This is a genomic window from Methylobacterium sp. A52T (assembly GCF_053346095.1).
Genome location: NZ_JBKFBI010000034.1, coordinates 23,906 through 45,461, shown reverse-complemented (window position 1 = coordinate 45,461; position 21,556 = coordinate 23,906). Strand labels below are relative to the sequence as shown.

The following is a 21,556-nucleotide window of genomic DNA, read 5'->3' as shown; positions in this document are numbered from 1 at the left end:
GAGCCCGTGCCGAACGAGGCGCGGGTCCCCTCTCCCGTGCGGGAGAGGGACAGGGTGAGGGATGAGAACAGTCCGGAAGAGTCGCGGCCTGTACGCGCATCGGCGGCCTGTTCAGTCCTGATCCTTCTCGACCCTCACCCCAACCCTCTCCCGCACGGGAGAGGGGGCCTGGCGCGGCTGGCGAGACCGGGCTCGCCGTCCTTCCCGACCGTTGCAACAGGGTCGGATACGGCTCTAGGCCGGCCGACGGCGCGCTCACGCGTCACCCTCGCGCGTCACCCTCGCGCGTCACCCGCGCAGGTTCGGCGCGGCCAGGATCAGGTCGCGCAGGTGCGTGCGGGCCGTGAAGCTGCGGCGCATCAGGTCGACGAAGGTGGCGGCCGGTCCGTCCCAGTCGTGGCGCGCCGCGTGGGCCCGCGCGGCGCAGGCGTCGAAGGGCAGCCGCCCCTCGACCGCCGCGCCCATCAGCTCCGCGAGACGGTCGACCCGGTCGGGCGCGTCCGGGTCGAAGTAGCTCGCCGCGCTGCCGCCGGCTTCCGGGATGGCCGTCAGGCTCGAGGCGATGACGGGGGTTCCCCGGGCGAGGCTGTCGAGCACCGGGATGCCCCAGCCCTCGCCGCGGCTCGGGAAGACCAGGGCGGCGGCCCGGGCGTAGAGGTCGGACAGGCCCCGGTCGTCGATGCCGGCGATGTGCACCGCGTCCGGCGTCCGGGCGAGGCGGTCGAGGGTCTCGGGCCGCTCGCCGTCGCCCTTGCCGACCACGATCAGCCGGGCCGCGCCCTGCGGCAGCCGCGCGAAGGCGTCGAGGACGAGGCCGAGATTCTTCCGCGGCTCCAGCCGGCCGACCATCAGCAGGTAGGGGCGCCCGTCGGCGAGCGGCGTCCGCTCCGTGACCGCCTGCGGCGGCGTGGAGCCGCAGCGCACCTCGGCGATGCGCTCCCGCGCGATGCCGTAGACGTTGGCGATGGAGTCGCGGCTGTAGTCGGAGATGGTCAGGACCAGCTTGGCGCGCCGCGCCGAGAGCCGGGTCAGGATCCTGTTCCGCCAGCGCATCGACCAGGGAAAGAACTCGGGATGCGTCTCGAACAGGATGTCGTGGACCACGACCACCTGCCGGTCGCCCGGCACCAGCGGCGGGGCGATGTAGGTGGTCAGCAGCGTGTCCAGCCGGTCGCGCAGGAACAGCCACGGCCAGACCAGGGTCAGCCGCACGGTCGCGGGCACGCGCGGCAGCCGTTGGTGCTCGATGTTGTCGCCCGAGACGATGCGGGCGCAGGCCTCCGGGTCGCCGGAATAGACCACGTAGGTGGCGTCCGGGTGGCGGGCGGCGGCCCGCCCGATGATGTTCACGAGCCAGGTCCGGCTGCCCTGCGGCTTGCCGGTGAGCACGTGCGCGTCGATGCCGATGCGAAGCATGTTACGGGCTCCTGTAGGCGCCGAAGGTCGGGGCCTCGCCGGGGGCGTAGGCCTGGCCGGCGATGTCGCGGGTGGCGCCGAGCGGGATGCCGGCGCGGGCCGGGGGCGCCGTCAGGGCGAGCCCGCCGGCCATGGGGTTGGCGGGATCGCGGAAGGCGGGCGTGCCGGTGAGGTCGGGACCCTGGCCGTTGAGCGGCAGGCTCGCCCCGTCGCCGGTGGCCTGCGTACCCCAGCGGTAGAGCGGGGCGCCGACGGCGCTGCCGAGGAAGTTCGGCCCGATCGCGTTGTTGTTGTCGGTGGTGGTCGCCTCGACCACGATCGCGGCCACGTTCGGCCGGGTCGCGTAGGCGATGTTGTTGAGCACCCGGTTGTTCGACGTGCGGTCGACCCGCTTGGTGTAGTCGGAGGCCAGCACGATCTCGCCGCGGTAGACGTGCTTGCCGCCGGAATCGCGCATGTTGCCGGTGGTCGTGTTGTTGACCACCGTGTTGGAGCCGGCGTCGAACAGGTTGATCCCGGCGCCGTCATTGTCGGCCGCGACGTTGAACGCGACGATGTTGCCGTCGCACCACTGGTCGATCTGGATGCCGTTGCCGTCCTGGCCGGTGGTCTCCTTCTGGCCGGTGACGATGTTGTACCGGATCGTGTTGCGGTCGCCGGCGTCCTGGGCGGCGTCCTTGGCGTAGACGTGGATGCCCGAGGTGCCCGACATCCCCACGCCGTTGCCCGAGACGCGGTTGCCCTCCACGACGTAGCCGGAGCCGTTGATCTCCATCCCGTGGATGCCGTTGCCGGTCACGGTGTTGTCGAGGATGTAGCTCGGATCCTCCGCGGGCGCGTTGATCACGTCGACGGCCACGCCGTGGGTCTGGTTGTCGGCGAGGGTGTTGCCGGTGATGCGGTGACCCGCCCCGGCGCCGTCGCCGATCCAGATCCCCAGGCCGGAGCGGGACACGGTCGAGCCCGCGACCGTGACGTGGCTCGATCCCCGGCGGATGATGAAGCCGGAATTCACCGCGCCCTGGACGGTGAGGCCCGTAACCGCGACGTAGGCGGCGTTCTCGAACACCACGGAGTTGGACAGGCGCGGCTGCGTGCCGGGTTCTGCCGCCACCGTCACGGGTGCCGCCGCGGTCCCGCGGGACCCGACGAACACGACGTCGCCGTAGCTGCCGCCCCGGACCAGCACGCTCGATCCGGGACCGAGACTGGCGAAGGGCACGTCGGCGAGCCGCGCCACCGTGGTGTAGCCGGGCTTCGCGCCGCCGGCGGGATCGACCAGGATGTTCTGCTGCACCTGCGCGTCGGCCGGCCCGCAGGCGGACAGGACCGGCAGGAGCAGGGCCGACAGGGCGCCGCCGAGGATCGTGCGGGGCCACCTCATGCCGCGAGCGCCCGGGCGATGGCGAGGCGCTTGCGCCGCTGGAACAGCCGCCGCCACACGCTGCGGCCGGCCTCGGGGCTGATCCGCGTCAGCGCGCGCGCCGCCATCTGCCAGCCGGGCAGGAGCGCCTGCGGCATGGCGAGGTCGGCGACCCGGTGGCGCGCCGCCGCGCCGAGCGGCGGCGGCCCGACGAGGCCGAGCCGGCCGAGATCCGCCACGAGGTCCGGGCGCTTGCGGTACCACAGTACCAGGGCCGCGCCCTCGCGCTCGGCGATCCGCAGGTAGGCCGCCTCGTCCAGGAGGTGGTGGTGGTAGCCCAGCGCCTCGGGCGCGTAGAACAGGCGCATGCCGCGCCGGGCCAGCCGCTCGCCGAGCTCGATGTCCTCGTGCCAGAACAGCTTCGGGTCGAAGCCGCCCGCCTCCTCCAGGAAGCGCCGGTCGACACTGACGTTGCAGGTCAGGAACGCGTCCCAGCCGACCTCGTCGCGGCCCGCCAGGGCGTCGTAGGAGGCGTCGTGGTGGAGCGCCGAGAAGGGCGAGAAGGGCAGGGCGGGGTCGATGGTCATCCGGCCGAGGATCGCTGTCTCACGACCGCCCCGCCGGGCGTGGGCGAGCCGGTGCGCCTCGACGAGGCTCGGGACCGGGATCGTGTCGTCGTTGACGATCAGGAGGCGCGCCCCCCGCGCCGCCGCGATGGCGCGGTTGCGGGCGGCGTTCGCCCCGGCATTCTCCTGGCGCAGGTGCACCACGGGGATCCGGGCCGTGGCGACGGCGCGGCTGACGACCGTCCCGGTGTGGTCGGTGGAGCCGTCGTCGCAGACGACGATCTCGAAGGGCGCGTCCGTCTCCTGCCGGTCGAAGGCCCTCAGGCACAGGCGCAGCGTGTCGGCGCGGTTGTAGGTCGGGATGATGACCGAGAGCACGGGTCGATCGCTCATGAGGAGGCTTCCGGGAGCGGGAGGTCGAGGGGATCGGTCGGGGCGCGGCGCAGGCACAGCCACCCCGCGAGGGCGGCCGAGAGGGCCGCGGCGGCGGGCACCGCCGCGGGCGCCAGGGCGGCGGGACCGGCGGCCCAGGCGAGGGCGGTGAGGAGGGCCGGCGCGACGAGGATCGGCACGTCGGCCAGGGCGAGGGGCGGTCCGGCCTCCCGCCAGAAGGCCTGGGCCAGGACGCCGAGCATCGCCGCCTCGGCGAGCAGCGCGGCGATGCCCGCGCCGAGGAGCGGATCCCAGGGGATCAGCAGCGTGCAGGCGAAGAGGTTCGTGGCGCAGGCCGCCGCGCTCCCGCGCACCGCGAAGCCGGTCCGGCCCAGCGGGACGAGGCCCGCGAACAGGATCGTGGCGGCGATCAGCAGGACGCTCATCCCGGTGGCGATGCGCAGCACCGGGACGGCGCGGCCGAAATCCGGGCCGAAGGCGAGCCGCACCAGGGGCTCCGCGAGGGCGCAGGTCGCCACCGCTCCGGCGCAGGACGCGGCGAGGATCGGGACCAGCGCGCCGCGGACCCGCGCGCGCAGGGCGGTCGTGCCGGCGCGCGACCGTCCGTCGACCAGGGGCCCGACGGCGCGCCCGAAGACCGGCACCAGCGGGGCGCACAGGGTGATCGCCACCGCGGCGCCCAGCTCGAAGAACCGGAAGCCGGCCGTGAACTGGCCGAGCTCGGCCGCGCCCGCGAAGGCGGCCAGCATCATCAGGCTGATCCGGCCGTTGAGCGAGCCGAGGGCGTTCGAGACGCCCACCCCCGCCGCGGCCCGGATCGTCGCGAGCGCGTGCGGCAGCGAGGCGGGGCGGGCGGGCACGAGGCGCAGCGCCAGCGCCAGCCCGACCGCGCCGTACGCGATGCCGGCGGCCACCGCCACGAGGCTGAGCGCCGCCTCCGGAAGCTGCAGCCAGAGCGCGAGTGCCGTCCCGCCGATCAGCAGGGCGGCGTTGGCGAGCGACGGCCAGACGGACCAGCCCGGCCGCCCGCAGACCTGGAACAGGGCGTCGAGGAAGCGAGCGGCCGCGAGCGGCATCAGCAGGGCGGCGAGCGCCAGCCCGGGCCGGATCGCGTCCGGCAGCACCGGCAGGACGCCGAGGAGCGCGGCACCCGTCCCGAGGCCGAGGACGAGGCGCGCCGACAGCATCCGGCCGAACTCGGCCGCCCGCATCTCCGGCCCGACCGCGCCGAGCCGCGCCCCGAAGGTCAGCGTGGTGCCGAAGTCCGCCGCGATCAGCGCGACCGCGAGGATCGCCAGGGCGAGGCCGTAGCGGCCCAGCGCCGCCGGGCCGGCGAAATGGCCGACCATCACGAAGGCCGCGAAGCCGGCCGCGAGGTAGACGCCGCGCCCGGCCGCCTGACCGAGCAGGTTCGCGCCGTAGCGCAGCCCGCCGGCGCGCCTCCGTCCCGACAATCGGTTTACCAAGCGAAGCATCTCTCGGTGAAGCCTGACTGAAAACTGCGACCTACGATTGCATCGTGGCAGGCTGCGTATGGCTTGCAACCGCGAGCTCAATTTATGGTTGCAGAGTTGTCGCGTTGGGAAAAACCGGAGGACTGCGTATGTCCGAGACAGCCGCTGGACCGGATCTGCGTCTCTCGCGCGGAGCCGACGCGGAGGCGGGCCGTCTCCGGTGGGTCGAGGTGCGGGCTGCCCTGTCCGCCGACCGCGATCACTGGCGCCGCCGCGGCGGCGGGCCGGCCCGCCTGCGCCGGGGCTACCACGCGGTCTGGCTCTACCGCCTGTCCCGCTACGCCCACGAGCGCGGCTGGCGGATGGCGGCGTGGCTGCTGTGGCTGGTGAACGGCTGGTGGACGGGCGCCGACATCCCGCCCTCCAGCCGCATCGCCGGCGGCCTGTTCCTGCCGCAGCCCTACGGGACGGTCATCGCCGGCGCCGTGGGCCGCGACGCCGCCTTCGGGATCCAGGCCTCCATCGGCGGCCTGCTGAAGGAGCCCGACCAGGACATCGGCGGCGGCCCCGGCCTGCCGGTGCTGGGCGACGACGTCGTCCTGGAGGCGGGCGCCATCGTGCTCGGCGCCGTGCCGATCGGTGACCGGGCCCGGATCGGCCCGCGGACGATCATCCTCAAGCCCGTCCAGGCCGACGAGGAGGTGATGCCGCAGCCCTGGCGGCCGCTTCCCGGCCGGGGGGTCGCGGCGTGAGCGGCCCGATGACCGACCACGTCACCCTGCCGGGCCTGCGGCGCCTCCTGGCGGCCGACTTCGCCCGCGTCCTGCGCCAGACGACGGGCGGCAAGCCGACCTCGCGGCTGCGGCGCGCGATGCACCTGACGCTGCCGGCCATGCAGGTGGCGATCCTCCACCGGACCGCGCACCTGCTGCACGGCCGGGGCTGGCGCCGCTGCGCCGCCCTGGTGGCGGACCTGTCCCTGCGGCTGACCGGCGCCTGCCTGCATCCGGGCTCGCGCCTCGGGCCCGGCCTGTTCGTGCCGCACCCGGCGCGGGTCGCGTTCTGCGGCACCGGGGGCGCCGACCTGACGCTCCTGCCCGGAACCCTGGTCGGGCCGCGGGACTGGGTCTTCCCGAGCCAGCCGTTCCCCGCCGACGGCCCCCATCTCGGCGACGGCGCCGTGGTCGGCGCGCACGCCGCCGTCCAGGGGGCGGTCGCCATCGGCGCGGGCGCGACGATCGGGATCGGGGTCTGCAGCCTCCGGGACGTCCCGGCCGGCACCGTGACGATGCTGGTCCAGCGGCAGCTCCGCAGCGGCGGGCGCGGCCCGGAGGCGGGCCGTGGGCGCTAGATCCGGACGCGCCCGGCCGGCGCCCGCCTCACGCGCGCCCGTGCTCCCGCCGGACGGCCGGCCGCGACTCCCGGCCCTCCCGCCTGGGCGCGAGCTGGCGGCGCAGGACGCGCTCGTAGGCGTCGAAGATGCCGCGCCACGTGAACGCCTCGCCGTGGCGGCGACGGGACGCCTCGCCCATGACCTCGAGGCGGCGCGGCCCGGCCCGCACCAGGCCGAGGATGCCCCGCCGCAGCTCGGTCTCGTCACCGAAATACAGCGCCTGCGGCCCCGCCACCCAGCGGTTGAACGGGTTGTCGTGGGCGAGGATCGGCGAGCCCGCCCCCAGCGCCTCGACCAGCGACGGGTTGGTCCCGCCCACGGTGTGGCCGTGGATGTGGAAGCGGGCGTGGAAGCGGAGCGTGGCCACGCGCTCGGCCTCGTAGATCGCGCCGGCGAAGATCACGTCCGGCCCGCCCGCCGCCCGGACGGCGCGGTGGTAGGGGTCGGACTCCGCGAGCTTGCCCAGCACGAGCAGCGGCAGGCCCGGCCGGACCTCGCTCCAGGCCCGGACGATCTGGAGCACGAGGTTCTCGGGCACCACCCGGGCGATCAGCAGGCCGTAATCCCGCGGGCGCAGGCCGAACTTCGCCAGCGGCTCGGTCGCGGCCTCCAGCACCGGGTCGGCGCCGTACGCGATGGTGGTGATCCGGGCGGCCGAGGTCCTGCGGGCGAGGTGCCGGGCGATCTCCGGGTGGTCCGCCACGAGGTGGGTCGAGAACAGGCTGCCGAGCCGCTCGTTCAGCCAGAACCAGGCCTTGGCGGGCTTCGACCAGCGGTCGCGCTTCCACTCGATGCCGTCCATGTTCATCACGCTGCGCTTGGCCGTCAGCCGGTAGAGCAGCGAGAACACCGCGGTGTTGTAGCCGAGCACGAGGGGCAGGGCCGGCCGGAAGGCCGCCCGCAGGGTGCATTTCAGGTCGAACACGATCGTCGAGACGGCGCCGTCGCCCCGGACGGCGACCGGGATCAGCAGGATCCCGCGCCAGACCATCGGCGGCGCCGGCTCGCGCACCTGGCAATAGACCTCGACCCGCCAGCCGCGCGCCACGAGCTCCAGCGCGAGGCGCTCCGCCAGCGTCTCGAACCCCCCGTGCGCCGCCGGCACCCCGCGGGTGCCGAGGATCGCCACCGCCGGGCGCCCGCCCGAGCCCCCGGATTTCACATGCGCCGTCGGCGCAGCACGTTCAGAGGAGCCTGAGGCATGGTCACGGTCGAACAGCGTCTGTTCCGGGAGATGGGAGCCGGGGGCTATTCCCGGCACGACCACCGGATGGAGTACATCGTGCGCGTCAACGCGCTGCTCCGGTCCGACATGCGGGTCATGGAGTTCGGCGCGGGGCGCGGCAAGTGGAGCGATGACCCGGTCCCACTGCGGCGGCACCTCGGCGACTTCCGGGGGCGCTGCGCCCAGGTCGTCGCCTGCGACGTCGACGAGGCGGTCCTCGGCAACCGGTCGGCCGACGAGGTCCGGCTGATCGGTCACGACGGGGTGCTGCCATTCCCGGACGGGAGCTTCGACCTGATCTCGGCCTTCTCGGTCCTCGAGCATATCGAGCACCCCGAGGTCACCGCGGCGGAGCTCGGCCGGGTGCTCGCCCCGGGCGGCTGGCTCTGCGCCTGGACGCCGAACCGCTGGGGCTATGTCGGGATCGGGGCGCGGCTCGTGCCGAAGCGGCTGCACGCCCGGGTGCTGCGCCTCGTCGAGCCGCGGCGGGTCGAGATCGACTCGTTCGTGCCGCTCTACACGATGAACACGGAGGCGGCGCGGAAGCGGCTTTTCCCAACTAACCGGTTCGAGCACTTCACCTACAGTTTCGACGGGCAGCCGTTCTATCATGGCGAGAACATCGTCCTGGGCAAGTTCTGGGAGCTGCTGTTCCGGCTCACGCCGGGTCCCTTCAAGGGCTACCACATGGTGTTCATCCGCAAGCGGCCGTGACGGTTCACCTCGGTCGGAGACGAACACTGCGCAGGTGCCCGGAGAACCTGCGCATGTCCTCGGCCTTGCGGGCGAGGTCCGGCTGCCGGCGCAGCCGGGCCGCGACTCCGTAGGCCACGGCCCGCAGGGTGAAGCCGAGCCGGAGCGGTCCGGAGAAGAAGGCGGGCGACGACAGGAGCCGCCCGGCATTGCGTAGGCTGTAGATGGCCGCCAAGCCGTCGAGCCAGCGGGCCGAGCGGGCGCTTCCCGAGCCGCCCTGGAGATGGGTGACGGCGATGTCCGGGCGGTAGGCGACCCGCAGGCCGGCATCGCGCAGGCGGCAGCCCCAGTCCACGTCCTCGCCGTAGAGAAACATCGGGCTCTCCAGGCCGCCGATCGCGGCGATCGCCGAGCGGCGCAGGAGCAGGCAGGCCCCGCAGATCCAGTCGACGTCGAGGGCCCGCGCCCCCCTGGCCTGGCGGCCGGCGAGGTAGAGGCCGCGCAGCCCGAGGCGGCCCGACAGGCCGGCGGCGTGCACCAGGATCGAGAGCGGGCGCGGCTCGTAGCCGGCGTCGCCGACCTGATGCGTCCCGTCCGGGAAGGTCAGGCGCGGGCCGACCGCCCCGACATCCGGATGCCCGTCGAGATGGTCCAGGAGGCCCGCGAGCGCGTCCGGGTCGTGCAGGAACGCGTCGGGGTTGAGGAGCAGGATCGCGGTGCCGCGCGCGTGCTCCAGCGCGCGCGCGTTGCCGCCCGCGAAGCCGTGATTGGTCGGTTCGGCGATGACCCGCACCCAGGGAAACGCCCGCGCGACGCGCTCCGGCGTCCCGTCGGTCGAGGCGTTGTCGACGAGGATCACCTCGTAGGAGCGTCTCACCCGGCTCGCCGCCAGCAGGTCCAGGCAGGTCTCGATGTCCCGGCCGGCATTGTAGGTGACGATCAGGACGCTGAGGCTGACGGCGCTCACGGACGGTCTCCGTACGCTGCGAGGGATGGGCGACGCCCGGACGGCGAGGGGATCCGCTCCGGTGGGGCGCCCGCCGCGCCGATCGGGCCCGTCGACGCCACCGCCCGGGACGCTGCGACGGCCCTGCGCCGCTGCGCCGCCCGCACCCCGGCGATCAGCCCGAGGCCGGTGTAGAGCAGCTCGGCGATGCCGAGATTCAGGCGGAAGCCCGGATCGACCAGCCCGTGCAGCAGGTGCGCGATCAGGCCGACCGCGCAGGCGGCCGCGATCGCCGCGAGCGGATCGCCCACCGGCGCGCGGCGGGCGGCGCGGAAGCCCCGGGCGATGCCGATGCCGAAGACCAGTGCGAAGGCCGTGTAGCCGACGATCCCGACCTCGGTGAGGATCAGGATGTGCAGGTTGTGCACCACGTGGTTCGACCGGTCGAACAGTCCGGCGAGCCGGGACAGGCCGGTCCTGTCGAGGACCGCGAACTGGTTGCCGAAGTTGTTCAGGCCGACGCCGAAGATCGGGAACTGCCCGAACAGGGCGAGGGCCGCGGCGTTCAGCGGGCCGCGCTGGGCGGCCGAGCCGCCGTCGTCGGCGGTGAGCCGCTCCCAGATCAGCGGGCCGGCGTAGAGCGCCGCGACGGCGCCGACGACCGTCAGCAGGCCGAAGACGATCAGGCTCGTCCGGGAGAACAGGCGGTCGCGGTAGACCAGCAGGATCAGGAGGGCGGCCGAGATCGGGAAGGTCAGCCAGGACGCGCGCGACAGGGTCAGGACCACGCCGACCAGGGCCGAGGCGGCGCCCGCCGCCCCCGCGAGGCGCAGGAGGAGCGGGCCGCGCGACAGCGCCAGCGCCAGGGCGAGCGGCCAGACGAACTCGTAGTAGTAGCCGAGGATGTTGGGGTGAACCTTCAGTCCGCCGGCGCGGCGCTGGGCCGAGAAGTTGATGTTCTCCTCGACGATCTGTTCCTCGCCCAGCACCGACAGGCCGAGTTCCGAGCCCGAGACGTATTGCAGGCCCGCCACCGCGGTCTGGACGAGGCAGAGGGCGCAGATCGCCAGTGCCAGGGTCCGGATGTCGGATTCGGACAGGTTCGAGACCGCGACCGAGACCAGGAGGAGTCCGGCGAAGCGCCACGTGTCGAACCAGAGATAGGCCGGGTCGGTGGCGTTGGAGAGCGAGAGCAGCCCCGCGATCAGGAAGCCGAGCTGCGTCAGCACGAGGGGCCGGTCGAGCCGCAGGCCCGGGGCGTCCTCCCCGAGGCCGGTGAGCTTGGCGACGATCAGCGCCACGGCCACCAGCAAGGCGACGCTCACCGTCAGGCCGGCGCCGCCGCCGATGCTCGGCAGGTACTGCCCGACGGCCTCGAAATGCTGGAGGAAGCTGACGTCGAGCTTGACCGTCAGCCCGACCGCGAGGGCGACGAGCAGGAGCGGCGTGAGGCGATAGAGCCGCCCGACGATCAGGGCGCCGACCCCGCCGAAGGCCGCCGCGAGGCCGACGACGGCGAATTTGAGCGGCGCCGCGCTCAGGGCGATCGCCGCGGCCGCGGCCGCGAAGCCGATCCCGGCGAGCGGCAGGACCCGCAGCGCGCGGACGGGCGCCGCGCTCATCCGAGCCACCGGTAGAGCCATCGCGGGATCGGCCGCCGCGTGCGGTTGAGGACGACGCCGAGCGGCGCCCCGCCGGCGGCCTTGAGGTCGGCGAGCGCGCGCTGCGCCACGGCCCGACGGGTGCGCTCGGCGCCGATCACCACGATGAAGCCGTCCACGAAGGGGGAGAGCGCGGCGGCGTCGCCGATCTCGGTGATCGGCTCGCAATCCACGATCGCGAGCTCGAAGCGGTCGTCGACGAGCGCCAGGAAATCCTCCACGCGGCCGTCGTCCAGGGTCGCCTGGCGGATGGCCGACGGGCTGCCCGCGGGCACGACGCTGAGGTTGTCGGCGACCGGGTGGACGCCGCGGCTCGGGGCGACCGTGCCGGCGACGATGTCGGCGAAGCCCGGCTGGCCGGTCAGGCCGTAGGCCTCGGCCAGCGACGGGCGGGACCAGTTCGCCTCGATCAGCACGGCGCTGCGGCCTCGCCGGGCGTAGGCGCCGGCGAGTTCGCGCGCGAGGGTGCTCACGCCCTCGCCGGGCTGGACCGCGGTGAGGCCGACCCGGCGCACGCGCGCCTCGTGCCGGGTGAGCTGGACGAGGGCCGGCTCCAGGATCGCCGGATCGATCTTCGGCGCGATGGCGGCGGCCATCATGCGGCGGCTCCCGTCTGCAGCGGCACCGCGGCCAGCACCGGCACCCGCAGCGAGCGGGCGACCTCCGACGCGCTGCGGTAGGTCTGGGCCAGGATCTCCGCGAGGGCGACGTAGGCCAGCGCGGCGAGCAGGCCGAGACCGGCCGCGAGCCCGAGGATCAGCGGCCGGTTCGGGCCGGAGGGCAGCCGCGGCGGCACGGCGCGCGCCACGAGGGCCGAGGAGGTGACGGCCTGCGCGTCGAGACCGGTGCCGGTCTTCAGCGCGTCGATCCGCTTCTGGGTCTCGGTGATCTCGTCGGTGAGCAGGCCCTTCTGCTGGGTCAGCCGGCCGTAGGCCAGGGCGGCGTCGCTCTGGCCGATGGCGGCCCGGCGGCGACTCTGCTCGATCCCCGTGATGCTCTGGATCTTCTCGGCGAGGATGGCGAGCTTCGCCGTGTCGGCGGCGAGGAGCGCCTGATACTTCTGCCGGGCCAGGGCGGCGAGGTCCCGATCGAGGCTCACGAACTCGGGGGCGGTCGGCCGGAACCGCACCGCCAGCTCGGCGCGCTTCGTCCGCAGGTCCGCCCAGCGCTGGTCGAAGGCCGTGACCGTCGGGTCCGCGTCGGGCGGCGTCGGCTGCCAGCGGTCGGGGCCGGCCTCGCGGGTGCGCTTGAGCCGGGTCTCGACCACCTCGCGCTCGATCTGCGCCGCCGATTTCTGCTTGGCGAGGTCGGCCAGGGTGCCGAGGTCGTTCTGCTGCTCGATCTCGAAGCTCGCGGTGTTGTTGCCCTTGAGGTAGGTCGAGAGCTGCGCGTCGATGGCGGCGAGGTCGGCCCGGGCGCGCTCCAGCTTGCTCTGGTAGAACGAGGCGGGAGTCTCGTCGGCGTAGACCTCCACGTGGCGGCGCTTGTAGGCGTCGAGCAGCCGGTTCAGCGCCTGGGCGGCGAAGTGCGGGTCCGTCCAGGTGAAGCCCGTGAGGATCACGTCCGTCTCCTTCACGAAGACGACCTTGAACGCCGCGAGGTACGCCTCGTAGAGCTTCTCGTCCGGGGTCAGGTGGCGCAGCAGGCCCACCGCCTCGAACGGGATCCGCACCGTGTCGACGATCCAGGTCTTGACCGCCTTCGCGCTCCGCACGGCCTGACGGCCCTGGTAGATCAGCCAGTCGGTCCAGTCCGCCGGGGGCGGCCCGAGGTCGCCGGTCGGGGTGATCGCCTTCAGCGTCGCGAACTCGTCGCGCACGATGCTGGGATCGCGCAGGATCTCGATCTCGTTGTTCACGTTCTGCGCGCGCTCCGAGAACATGTAGTTCTGGTTCGCGCCGCCCTGGAGCGGGGCGCCCGCCTTCTCGCGGCCGAGACGGATGATCAGCTTGGCGTCGGCCGTGTACTCGGCCGGCGTCAGCAGGAGGTAGATCCCGGCGCCGAGGATCGCCGCGACCAGGATCAGCAGCGCCGGCCGGATGTGCCGGAACAGGGCCGCGAGGGCGTCGCGGAGGTCGAAGGCCGGGCCCTCGACCGCGTCGGCGGCGGTCAGGTCGCTCTGCCTCACGTGCCGGACCTCACGGTAGCGCTGGTGGAGGTGCTGGCGGACGGGCCGGTGATGTAGTTCACGCCGAAACCGGTCCCGTTGAAGAGCAGGATCTGGCGCACCACGAGGTCCACCGCGCGGGCGGTCTTGGCCAGCAGCGAGGGCGGCACGTAGACGGTGGCGTTGGGCGGCACCACGATCGAGTCCGCCAAGCCCGGCTGGCCGATGTCGACGATGCGCACGCTGCCGGCCGCCTCCGCATCGAAGCGGATGATCCGCACGGCCTCGCCGGCCGCGGTCGGCAGGACGCCGCCGGCCGAGCCCAGGACCTGCGCCAGCGTCCGCGGCCCCTGCAGGGTAACGGGACCCGGGGCGCGGACCTCGCCGAACACCATGGTGTTGGCCGGGACGAGGCTCGCGAGCCGGACGCTGGTCGTCACCGAGGCCAGCTGGTGCTTGTAGGCGGCGTTCAGGCTGCCCATGACTTCGTGGACGGTCCGGCCCGCCGCCTGCACCGGGGGCACCATCGGCAGGTTGATCTTGCCGTCCGGCTCGATCGCCAGGACCTTCACGCGGCCCATGTCGGCCCGCTGGGTGAGGTCGCGGAAATCGTCGGTCACGGTGCGGAACCGGCGCAGCATCAGGGTGACGACCGGGTCGATCAGCACGTCGTCGTAGGTGCTCTTGATCAGCGCGGCGGCCGCCTCCGGCGACAGGCCCGCGACCTTGATGCCGTTCTTGCCCGGCAGCGAGATCCGGCCGTCCGGCCGGACGATCACCGTGCGGTTGTATTCCGGGTGCGTGCGGAAATCGACGTCGAACTCGTCGTTCGGGTTCAGGCGGTAGGTCGGCTGGACCACGCTGGAATCGATCAGGAACGAGACTTCCAGGTTGTCGCCGACGTTGAGCCGGTAGTTCGCCAGCCCGAGGCGCATGGTCCGCCCGACCTCCTCCTGGGCGGCCGCGACCAGCGCGGCCGGGAGGCCCTCGGTGACCGAGCCGGTCTGAGCCACGTCGAGGCCGGAGCGCGCCGCGCTCTGCGGGCGGCCGGAACTGCAGCCGGCGAGCAGCGGCGCGCAGGCGAGGAGCGCGAGCGCGACCGCCGCGGCGCCGGATGGCCGGCCGGGGCGCCGGCGCGCGACGCCGAGGAACGCAGACAGGGTAAACGCCATCGACCTTCAGCCGCATCCTGCTCGAGTGCGCTCGTCCCATCACAACTCGTGATCGAACCGCGCACCGCGATACAATCGCCAAGCTTGGTTAACGAGGCTTGAACCCGGCTATCGGCAACTCTATCAGAAGTTGTGTCTGGCAAGCCGTGGCAAAGTGCTGAGGCGCGGCCCGGCCCGCAGAGGGGGGCCGGGTTCCGGCGCAGGCCGAGCCGGCGCGCGCGGCCGGGGCGCCGTCGATCCCGCCGCCGGCGGGTCGGCGCGCGGATCCCGAGGCGGCGGTGCCGTCTCCCGACAAGTCCCGCGCACCCTCCCGCCGATCTAAACCTGTAAATCGAGGGATGCTTGCCGGGATTTAAGAACGTGATCTATAGTTCGACGGTATGGAGCCGTACCGAGTAGGGGCGAGAGTTCGGCGAGCCGGCGCGGGGCGCCAGTATCCGGCGCGGCGGAGGCGCGTCACATGTCGGGCGTGAGGCCGGATCTCTTCGCCCGCCTGCACGACGACCTGGAGTCCGGCTTCCGCGAGGACCTCGAGGAGGCCGTGATCGATCCCGCGCGCTGGCCCGACTTGGCCGAGCGCGTCGTGCGGGCTTCCGGCAGCGAAGGCGCCCTGCTGCTGCGCTCCGACCGGACCGGCCTCGAATCGCTCTGCACCGCCTCCCTCGCCGACGCCTCGCGCCGCTACTTCGACGAGGGCTGGCACCGCGACGACCATCGCCTCCGCGGCGTCCCGCTCATGCGGACGCGCGGCATCGCGGTCGATCAGGACTTCACCACGCCGGAGGAGATCGCGCGCCTGCCCTTCTACCAGGACCTGCTGGCCTCCCGCGGCCTGCGCTGGTTCGCCGGGATCGGCTTCTCCGTGAAGGGACGCCTGTGGTGCCTCTCCCTGCAGCGGACCGTGGAGCAGGGACCGTACGAGCCGCACGAGCAGCGGCGCCTCGCGACCCTGTCGCCGCTCCTGCAGCGCGCGGGCCTGCTGACGTCGATGGTCGAGCGGGCCCGGCTCGCGGGGCTGACGCAGGCCTTCGAGCTGATCGACCGCGCCGCCCTGATCCTCGACGCCGACGGACGGGCGCTCCGCTGGAACGACGCGTTCGGCGCCCTCCTCGGGCGCGACCTGAAGCTCTCCGGCGGCCGCCTCACCGCGGAGGATCCGGATGCCGCGCGGCAGCTCGAAGCCCTGGCGCGGCCCTCCGGCCGGCCGCCGATCTCGGCGGTCGTCGCGGCGCGACGGGACGGGCCGCCGCTCGTGATCCACGTCGTGCCGCTGGTCGGGCCGAGCCGCGGCCTCTTCGCCGGGGCGAGCACGCTGCTCCTCGGGAGCGTGCCCGGGGCCCCGGCGCCGCCCGCGACCGCGATCCTCCAGGCGGCCTATCGGCTGACCCCGGCGGAGGCGCGCCTCGCCCAGGCGCTGTCGAGCGGGATCTCGCTGGCCGAAGCCGCTTCGCGGTTCGCGATCACCGCGGCGACCGCCCGCTCGCAGCTGAAGGCGATCTTCGCCAAGACCGGAGCGACGCGCCAGTCGGATCTCGTGCGGCTCGTGGCCGGGCTCGCGCGCTGACGGGTCACGGTCCCGAGAGGTGGGCGGCCCTGTCGGGTCGGCGCCGGAACGGGTCGGGCCGGCCGCCCGTTGCAGCAGGAACGACAGGAGAAGCCTCGATGACGAATCGGATCGCACTCGTTTCCGCCCTGGCCGTCGCGGGCCTGCTGGCCGGCGCGCCCGCACAGGCGAAGGGCTGCCTCAAGGGCGCCGTGGTCGGCGGCGTCGCCGGGCACATGGCCGGACACGGCAAGATGGGCGCGGCCGCGGGCTGCGCGATCGGTCACCACAACGCCAACAAGAAGGCCAAGCAGGGCTGACCGTTCCGACGCCGTCTACTTTGACGGCGATCGGATCGACCAGAGGGTGATGACCAAGTCATCGCCGCTTCTCCGAAGCCGGATTCCCAGCGGAATCCGGCTTCGCTGCGTTCTGGGCCATGGCGCCAGCGAGATCGGTTCGCGCGGCACCTGACCTTCTCACCCAGATGACGGGACCGTCGGCGCGGCGCCCGCCGACCCGGACCGCCCGCGCGTCCACGTCTCCAGTCGCCCTCGCTCCACCCTTTCGCACCGCGTCGCGCTCGGCCCCCCGCCCGCAAGCCCCGCGCAAGCCGGCCGTTGACCTTACTTTCGAGCTATTCTAATTAAGAACTGTGGAGGGCGCGCTGCCGAGGCGGTCCCCTCCCTCCGAGATACCCGATGGAGAGACCCGATGGCCGGTTCCGCGAATGCCGCTTGCGAAAGCTGCCGCTTCTTCGACGATCACAAGCTCAACGGTGCCCAGGCGAAGGGTGACGAGGGCCTCTGCCGCTTCAATCCGCCGGTCAGCCAGCCGGCCCCCGAGTCGAAGGGTCTCTGGCCGGTCGTGGCCTCGAAGGACTGGTGCGGCCACTTCACGGCCGAGATGTCCGCCGCCGAGTAAGTCATCGCATCCTCGCGCCTCGGCGGGATCTGCGCCGAGGCGCCGGTCCCGCCGAGGCTCCGCCACCGTCCGCGGGATCGAGCCGCGCCCGGCTCGTGCGGGGCAGATTGCCGGAGCCGCGCCGCCTCGCGTAACCTGCGGCCGTGACAGACGTGATACGCCCGGCCACGGAGGCCGACCTTCCCGCCATCGCGGCGATCTACGGCGACGCCGTCGCCTCCAGCACGGCCAGCTTCGAGACGGAGCCGCCGACGCTGGCCGAGATGACGCGCCGCTTCGAGGTGCTGCGCGCGGGCGGCTTTCCCTACCTCGTGGCCGAACGGGACGGCGCGGTCGCGGGCTACGCCTATGCCGGCCCCTATCACCAGCGCGCCGCCTATCGCTCGACCCTCGAGGATTCGATCTACGTCGCCCGGACGGCCCGCGGCGGGGGGGTCGGCCGGCGCCTGCTCGCCGCCCTGATCGCGGCGAGCGAGCAGATCGACTGCCGGACCCTGGTCGCCATCATCGCCGAGAGCGGCTCACCCGCCTCGATCGCGCTCCACACGAGCCTCGGCTTCACGCCCGTCGGAACGCTCGCGGGAGTCGGCCACAAGCACGGGCGTTGGCTCGACGTGACGCTCATGCAGCGCAGCCTCGGACCCGGCCGCAGCCTTCCGCCGACCCGGATCTGACCGTCCAACGCGCGCCGATCCCAGTATCGCCGGGTCGATTCCCGTCCAGAGCCCCGGCTGAGTTGTCATGATGCGGACAACTTCGCGCGGGAGAGGGCGGGCATGACGCGCACGCCGTCCGGTTCTCGGCGCGGGCGCGATGACGCGGAGGGAGCGATCCTTCCTGCGCGGAAGCGGCACACGCGAGGACGGGCGGTCAAGGCTCCATCACGACTCGCGAGGGATGGGAGTTCGGGTATGCGGTTTACATCGATCGGTCGCCGGGTTGCGCCGCTCGCGATCCTGGCGCTCTCGGCGCTGGCGGGCACGGCCCAGGCCAAGACGCCGACCGATCCCAGCGGCACCTATCTCACCGAGGACGGCCGCGCGCGCGTGCGCCTCGAGAAGTGCGGGACCGCGGGTGACCGGCTCTGCGGATACGTGGTCTGGCTGAAGGTCCCGCTGAACGACAAGGGCGAGCCGCGGATCGACTTCAAGAACCCCGATCCCAAGAAGCAGGCCCGGCCGTCCCTCGGACACCAGCTGATCCTGGGCCTGAAGCCCAATGCCGACGCCCATTACGAGGGCAAGATCTACAATTCCGAGGACGGCAAGTCCTACGACGTCACCATCTGGACCGAGACGGCCGGCGAGCTGACGGTGCGCGGCTGCCTGATCGCGTTCCTGTGCAAGTCGCAGACCTGGACCAAGGTGACCGATCTCGCGCCGGGCCAGCTCCCCGGCCCGACCAACGGTGCGAACGGTCCGCGCAGCGATCCCGAATACGCCACCGCCGCCCCGAAGCCGACCGCCAAGGCCGGCGCGAAGCCGGCCCAGAAGCCGGCCGCCGAGGCGCCCAAGGAGGAGTGACCGGCGCGGACCCGCGCGTGGCCGGCCCTCAGTCGGCCAGGGCCGCGTAGGTCAGGACGCGCAGCTCGCGCCGGATCGGCAGGGCCGAGGACGGGACGAGCTGCGTCATGAGCACCACCGACAGGTCCTCGGCCGGGTCGATCCAGAACGCCGTCGAGGCGAGGCCGCCCCAGGCGACCTCGCCGGGCGTGCCGAGGATCTGGGCCCGGGCGGGGTCGAGCATCACCGAGAAGCCCAGGCCGAAGCCGATGCCGGTGTAGGCGGTCTCGGCGAAGCGCGGCGTGCCCATCGCCGCGAGGTCGCCCGGCAGGTGGTTCGCCAGCATCAGGTCGACCGTCTTGCGGCCCAGCAGGCGCGCGCCGTCGAGGGTGCCCCGGTTGAGGATCATCCGGCAGAAGCGCTGATAGTCCGCCGCCGTCGATACGAGGCCGCCGCCGCCCGACGCGATGGCGGGCGGGCGCGCGAAGGCCGTGTCCACGGAATCGTCGAACAGGCGCAGCTGCCGCGCGCGGTCGTACGCGTAGGTGGCGCAGAAGCGCGGCATCAGCTCGGACCGCACGTGGAAGTCGGTATCGACCATGCCGAGGGGCCCGATCACCGCCTCGCGGAGGTGGTCGGCGAACGGGCGGCCGGTCAGGGCGGCCACGTACTGGCCGAGCACGTCGGTGGCGACGCTGTAGTTCCAGGCGCTGCCCGGCTGGGCGAGGAGCGGCAGCTTCGCGACCCGCGCGGTCATCTCGGCGAGGGTGCCCTCGCGCGCCAGGAAGTCGACGCCCTGCTCGCGGTACTGCGCGTCGACCAGGGTCGCCTCCATGAAGCCGTAGGTCAGCCCGGCCGTGTGGGTCAGCAGGTCCCGCACGGTGATCGCCCGGCGGGCCGGGTCGGTCTCGAGCTTCGCCCGGTTGCCGCCCGCGGCGACGCGCATCTCGGCGAACTCGGGCAGGACCCGGGAGATCGGATCGTCGAGCTGGAACAGGCCCTGCTCGTAGAGCTGCATTACCGCCACCGAGGTCAGCGGCTTGGTCATCGAGTAGATCCGGGTGACCGTGTCGAGGGTGAACGGCGTTGCCCGGGCGAGGTCGGCTTGCCCGCAGGCGCGCGCGAAGGCGATGCGCCCGCGCCGCGCCACGGTGACCGACAGGCCGGCCAGCCGGCCGTCGCCGACGAGGCGGTCCATCCACGGCACGATCCGGGCGAGCCCCTCCGGGCTGAACCCGGCGCCGGTCGGATCGGTCTCGGTCAGCGCGCTCATGCGGTCTCCTCGTCGTGGCTTTCCGCGAACGTAGAAGGGGCGGGGGACGAAATCACCAGCCCATCGTCCCGGGACCGCCCTTGAACGGACCGACGATGCCGGGCGTGATCCAGCCGCCGTAGAAGTTTCCCGGTTGCGGCATCACCGGCTCCGCCCCGACGAAGCAGGCGTCCATCGGGCCGGCGTAGAACGCGACGTAGCCGGCGATCGCGCGGAAATCCGGGGTCGGATCCGGGTAGGCCCAGGCCGCCCCGGGCACGAGACAGTCGCCGCCGTGCACGTCGAACAGGACCGCCTGTCCCTTCCACTCGCAGATCCCGCCGCGCCGCCGGTTCACGAGCGTCCCGTCCGCGATGTCGGCGGGCGGCAGGTAGTAGGTCGGCGGGTGCGAGGTCTCGAGCACCCGGAACCCGGAGCCCGTCTCGGCGATGACGCGGCCGCCGAGCACGACCCGCAGCCGGTCCGGGACGGATTCGAGCCGGGGCGGCCGCGGATAGTCCCAGACGCTCTCCTCGCCCGGTCCGATGGGATCGGGAACGGGCCGAAAGGGCGATCCGCGCATGGAGAACCTCGTGCTGTGCCGGTGCGGATCCAGATAGGGCACTGCGGCCGGCGTTTGTCGTCCGGCGCGCCCGTGCTAGCCCGTCGCCGAAACTCGAGCCCGGGATCGCCCGCGATGGACATCGCCCTCTTCCTCGACTTCGACGGCACGCTCGCCGAGATCGCGCCGCGTCCGGACGCCGTGCGGGTCGAGCCCGGTCTCGTGGAGGATCTGGAGCGGCTCCGGGCGCGCCTCGACGGCGCCCTCGCCATCGTCACCGGCCGGCCGGTCACGGTGATCGACGGCTTCCTGGCGCCGTCCCGGTTGGATGCGGCCGGTCTCCACGGCGTCGAGCGCCGGGTCGCCGGCGCGCTCACGGGCGGCCGCGCCGAGGACCATCCGGATCTGCGCCGGCAGGTCGCGCGCCTGCAGGCCGAGACCGCCGCGCTGGCGCAGGTCCTGATCGAGGACAAGGGCGCCTCGGTGGCGGTCCACTGGCGGCTCGCGAACCCGGACGATGCCCTGCGGGCCGAGACACTGGTGAAGGGCGCGGCCGAGGCGCTCGGCGCCGAATACCGCCTGCAACTCGGCAAGGCGGTCGGCGAGATCGTCCCGGCGCAGGCCACCAAGGCCCACGCGATCCGCGCCTTCATGGCGCAGGCACCCTACGCCGGACGGGTCCCCGTCTTCTTCGGCGACGACCGCACCGACGAGATCGCCTTCGCGTCGATCAACGAGGACGGCGGCGTCGCGGTGCGCGTCGGTGACGGCGAGACCGTCGCCCGGCGGCGCCTGCCCGACCCCGCCGCCGTCCGTGCCCTGCTCAGCAACTGGGCCGCCGGTGGCGCGATCGACCCGGACGCGCTGCCGCCGGCCTGACGCGCCGCGCTGTATAAGGGGAGGTCGCGATGTCGGGGCGTTCCGTCACGGGCTGGCCGCGCCTGCTGCTGCGGCTGGAGGGGGGCTGCATCCTGGTCGCTGCCCTGCTCGCCTACGGTTGGCTCGGGCCGTCGTGGTGGCTCTTCGCGGCGCTGCTCTTCGTCCCCGACCTGAGCATGCTGGGCTACGCGGCCGGTCCCGTGGTCGGCGCCGTGCTCTACAACGCGGCCCACACGCTCGCGCTGCCGCTCGTCGGCCTGTCCCTGGCGATCGCTTCAGGCCGTCCCGAGGCCGTCGGGCCGGTGCTCATCTGGCTGGCCCATATCGGCCTCGACCGCGCCCTCGGATACGGTCTCAAATACGGCAGCGGCTTCGGCGATACCCATCTCGGCGTGATCGGCCGGCCGCGTGACAAGACGATCGCGCAATCCTGAGCGGCGGACGCCGCCGATTGGGACTTGCCCGCGCGGGGTCGCGCGGCCGATGAATCGCCGGAGCCGTGCTG

General features: G+C 73.3%; 22 protein-coding genes. 10 read left to right on the top strand and 12 right to left on the bottom strand.

Annotated elements, in window-relative coordinates:
- Positions 1 to 288: 288 nt before the first annotated feature.
- Genes ACLBYE_RS11080 through ACLBYE_RS11065 form a run of 4 tightly spaced genes read right to left on the bottom strand, consistent with a single transcriptional unit; the run spans position 289 to position 5,213 of the window.
- The gene (locus ACLBYE_RS11080; protein WP_447694226.1) at positions 289 to 1,416 is read right to left on the bottom strand and encodes a glycosyltransferase family 4 protein; all 1,128 of its coding nucleotides are present in this window, start codon (positions 1,414 to 1,416) and stop codon (positions 289 to 291) included.
- A 1-nt stretch (position 1,417) separates the two neighbouring features.
- A complete protein-coding gene (locus tag ACLBYE_RS11075) occupies positions 1,418 to 2,800 on the bottom strand; it encodes a right-handed parallel beta-helix repeat-containing protein (RefSeq protein WP_447694225.1) in 1,383 nt (460 codons plus the stop codon).
- Positions 2,797 to 3,738: a glycosyltransferase family 2 protein gene (locus tag ACLBYE_RS11070; RefSeq protein WP_447694224.1), complete on the bottom strand. Its 942-nt coding sequence runs from the start codon at positions 3,736 to 3,738 to the stop codon at positions 2,797 to 2,799. The genes ACLBYE_RS11075 and ACLBYE_RS11070 overlap by 4 nt, the downstream gene beginning before the upstream one ends.
- Positions 3,735 to 5,213, bottom strand: coding sequence for a lipopolysaccharide biosynthesis protein (locus tag ACLBYE_RS11065; protein WP_447694223.1), 1,479 nt, complete (start codon positions 5,211 to 5,213; stop codon positions 3,735 to 3,737). Before ACLBYE_RS11065 ends, ACLBYE_RS11070 begins: the two co-directional genes overlap by 4 nt.
- 128 nt (positions 5,214 to 5,341) lie before the next feature.
- On the opposite strand from ACLBYE_RS11065, the gene ACLBYE_RS11060 reads away from it, so the two are divergent.
- Together ACLBYE_RS11060 and ACLBYE_RS11055 are read left to right on the top strand one after the other, a co-directional pair.
- Complete coding sequence (locus ACLBYE_RS11060) at positions 5,342 to 5,944, top strand: serine acetyltransferase (protein ID WP_447694222.1); 603 nt, start codon at positions 5,342 to 5,344, stop codon at positions 5,942 to 5,944.
- An 8-nt stretch (positions 5,945 to 5,952) separates the two neighbouring features.
- Positions 5,953 to 6,543 carry a hypothetical protein gene (locus tag ACLBYE_RS11055; RefSeq protein ID WP_056531827.1) on the top strand — a complete coding sequence of 197 codons (591 nt, stop codon included), beginning with the start codon at positions 5,953 to 5,955 and terminating at the stop codon, positions 6,541 to 6,543.
- 28 nt (positions 6,544 to 6,571) lie between these two features.
- Here ACLBYE_RS11055 and ACLBYE_RS11050 read toward each other — a convergent pair whose 3' ends face one another.
- On the bottom strand, positions 6,572 to 7,747 hold the full coding sequence (locus ACLBYE_RS11050) for a DUF1972 domain-containing protein (RefSeq protein ID WP_447694221.1): 1,176 nt from the start codon (positions 7,745 to 7,747) through the stop codon (positions 6,572 to 6,574).
- Positions 7,748 to 7,786: 39 nt separating this feature from the next.
- Between ACLBYE_RS11050 and ACLBYE_RS11045 the strand changes: the two genes are divergently transcribed.
- Positions 7,787 to 8,524, top strand: coding sequence for a class I SAM-dependent methyltransferase (locus ACLBYE_RS11045; RefSeq protein ID WP_447694220.1), 738 nt, complete (start codon positions 7,787 to 7,789; stop codon positions 8,522 to 8,524).
- A 4-nt stretch (positions 8,525 to 8,528) separates the two neighbouring features.
- Here ACLBYE_RS11045 and ACLBYE_RS11040 read toward each other — a convergent pair whose 3' ends face one another.
- The 5 genes from ACLBYE_RS11040 to ACLBYE_RS11020 are packed head-to-tail and all read right to left on the bottom strand — an operon-like array spanning position 8,529 to position 14,389.
- Complete coding sequence (locus tag ACLBYE_RS11040) at positions 8,529 to 9,470, bottom strand: glycosyltransferase family 2 protein (protein WP_447694219.1); 942 nt, start codon at positions 9,468 to 9,470, stop codon at positions 8,529 to 8,531.
- Positions 9,467 to 11,071, bottom strand: a complete 1,605-nt coding sequence (locus ACLBYE_RS11035) for an O-antigen ligase family protein (protein WP_447694218.1) — start codon at positions 11,069 to 11,071, stop codon at positions 9,467 to 9,469. Before ACLBYE_RS11035 ends, ACLBYE_RS11040 begins: the two co-directional genes overlap by 4 nt.
- Positions 11,068 to 11,709 carry a CpsD/CapB family tyrosine-protein kinase gene (locus ACLBYE_RS11030; RefSeq protein WP_447694217.1) on the bottom strand — a complete coding sequence of 214 codons (642 nt, stop codon included), beginning with the start codon at positions 11,707 to 11,709 and terminating at the stop codon, positions 11,068 to 11,070. Before ACLBYE_RS11030 ends, ACLBYE_RS11035 begins: the two co-directional genes overlap by 4 nt.
- Positions 11,706 to 13,238: a GumC family protein gene (locus tag ACLBYE_RS11025; RefSeq protein WP_447694216.1), complete on the bottom strand. Its 1,533-nt coding sequence runs from the start codon at positions 13,236 to 13,238 to the stop codon at positions 11,706 to 11,708. Before ACLBYE_RS11025 ends, ACLBYE_RS11030 begins: the two co-directional genes overlap by 4 nt.
- A complete protein-coding gene (locus ACLBYE_RS11020) occupies positions 13,235 to 14,389 on the bottom strand; it encodes a polysaccharide biosynthesis/export family protein (RefSeq protein ID WP_447694215.1) in 1,155 nt (384 codons plus the stop codon). The genes ACLBYE_RS11025 and ACLBYE_RS11020 overlap by 4 nt, the downstream gene beginning before the upstream one ends.
- A gap of 460 nt (positions 14,390 to 14,849) precedes the next feature.
- On the opposite strand from ACLBYE_RS11020, the gene ACLBYE_RS11015 reads away from it, so the two are divergent.
- The 5 genes from ACLBYE_RS11015 (at position 14,850) to ACLBYE_RS10995 (ending at position 18,379) form a co-directional block, all read left to right on the top strand.
- Positions 14,850 to 15,953, top strand: coding sequence for a helix-turn-helix transcriptional regulator (locus tag ACLBYE_RS11015; protein ID WP_447694214.1), 1,104 nt, complete (start codon positions 14,850 to 14,852; stop codon positions 15,951 to 15,953).
- A 98-nt stretch (positions 15,954 to 16,051) separates the two neighbouring features.
- Entirely contained in the window at positions 16,052 to 16,252 is a 201-nt protein-coding gene (locus tag ACLBYE_RS11010; RefSeq protein ID WP_012322375.1) for a hypothetical protein, read from the top strand.
- A gap of 394 nt (positions 16,253 to 16,646) precedes the next feature.
- Positions 16,647 to 16,856, top strand: coding sequence for a hypothetical protein (locus ACLBYE_RS11005; RefSeq protein ID WP_012322376.1), 210 nt, complete (start codon positions 16,647 to 16,649; stop codon positions 16,854 to 16,856).
- Between the two features lie 143 nt (positions 16,857 to 16,999).
- Entirely contained in the window at positions 17,000 to 17,530 is a 531-nt protein-coding gene (locus tag ACLBYE_RS11000) for an N-acetyltransferase family protein (protein ID WP_447694213.1), read from the top strand.
- Positions 17,531 to 17,767: 237 nt separating this feature from the next.
- Positions 17,768 to 18,379, top strand: a complete 612-nt coding sequence (locus ACLBYE_RS10995; protein WP_020090565.1) for a DUF2147 domain-containing protein — start codon at positions 17,768 to 17,770, stop codon at positions 18,377 to 18,379.
- 28 nt (positions 18,380 to 18,407) lie between these two features.
- On the opposite strand, the gene ACLBYE_RS10990 is transcribed toward ACLBYE_RS10995, so the two are convergent.
- Both ACLBYE_RS10990 and ACLBYE_RS10985 read right to left on the bottom strand, forming a co-directional pair.
- Complete coding sequence (locus ACLBYE_RS10990; protein WP_447694212.1) at positions 18,408 to 19,631, bottom strand: serine hydrolase domain-containing protein; 1,224 nt, start codon at positions 19,629 to 19,631, stop codon at positions 18,408 to 18,410.
- A gap of 52 nt (positions 19,632 to 19,683) precedes the next feature.
- Positions 19,684 to 20,193 carry a DUF427 domain-containing protein gene (locus ACLBYE_RS10985; protein ID WP_447694211.1) on the bottom strand — a complete coding sequence of 170 codons (510 nt, stop codon included), beginning with the start codon at positions 20,191 to 20,193 and terminating at the stop codon, positions 19,684 to 19,686.
- 114 nt (positions 20,194 to 20,307) lie between these two features.
- On the opposite strand from ACLBYE_RS10985, the gene otsB reads away from it, so the two are divergent.
- Positions 20,308 to 21,051, top strand: a complete 744-nt coding sequence (gene otsB / locus ACLBYE_RS10980; RefSeq protein WP_091925265.1) for a trehalose-phosphatase — start codon at positions 20,308 to 20,310, stop codon at positions 21,049 to 21,051.
- A 29-nt stretch (positions 21,052 to 21,080) separates the two neighbouring features.
- A complete protein-coding gene (locus ACLBYE_RS10975; protein WP_447694210.1) occupies positions 21,081 to 21,485 on the top strand; it encodes a DUF4260 domain-containing protein in 405 nt (134 codons plus the stop codon).
- Positions 21,486 to 21,556: the final 71 nt, after the last annotated feature.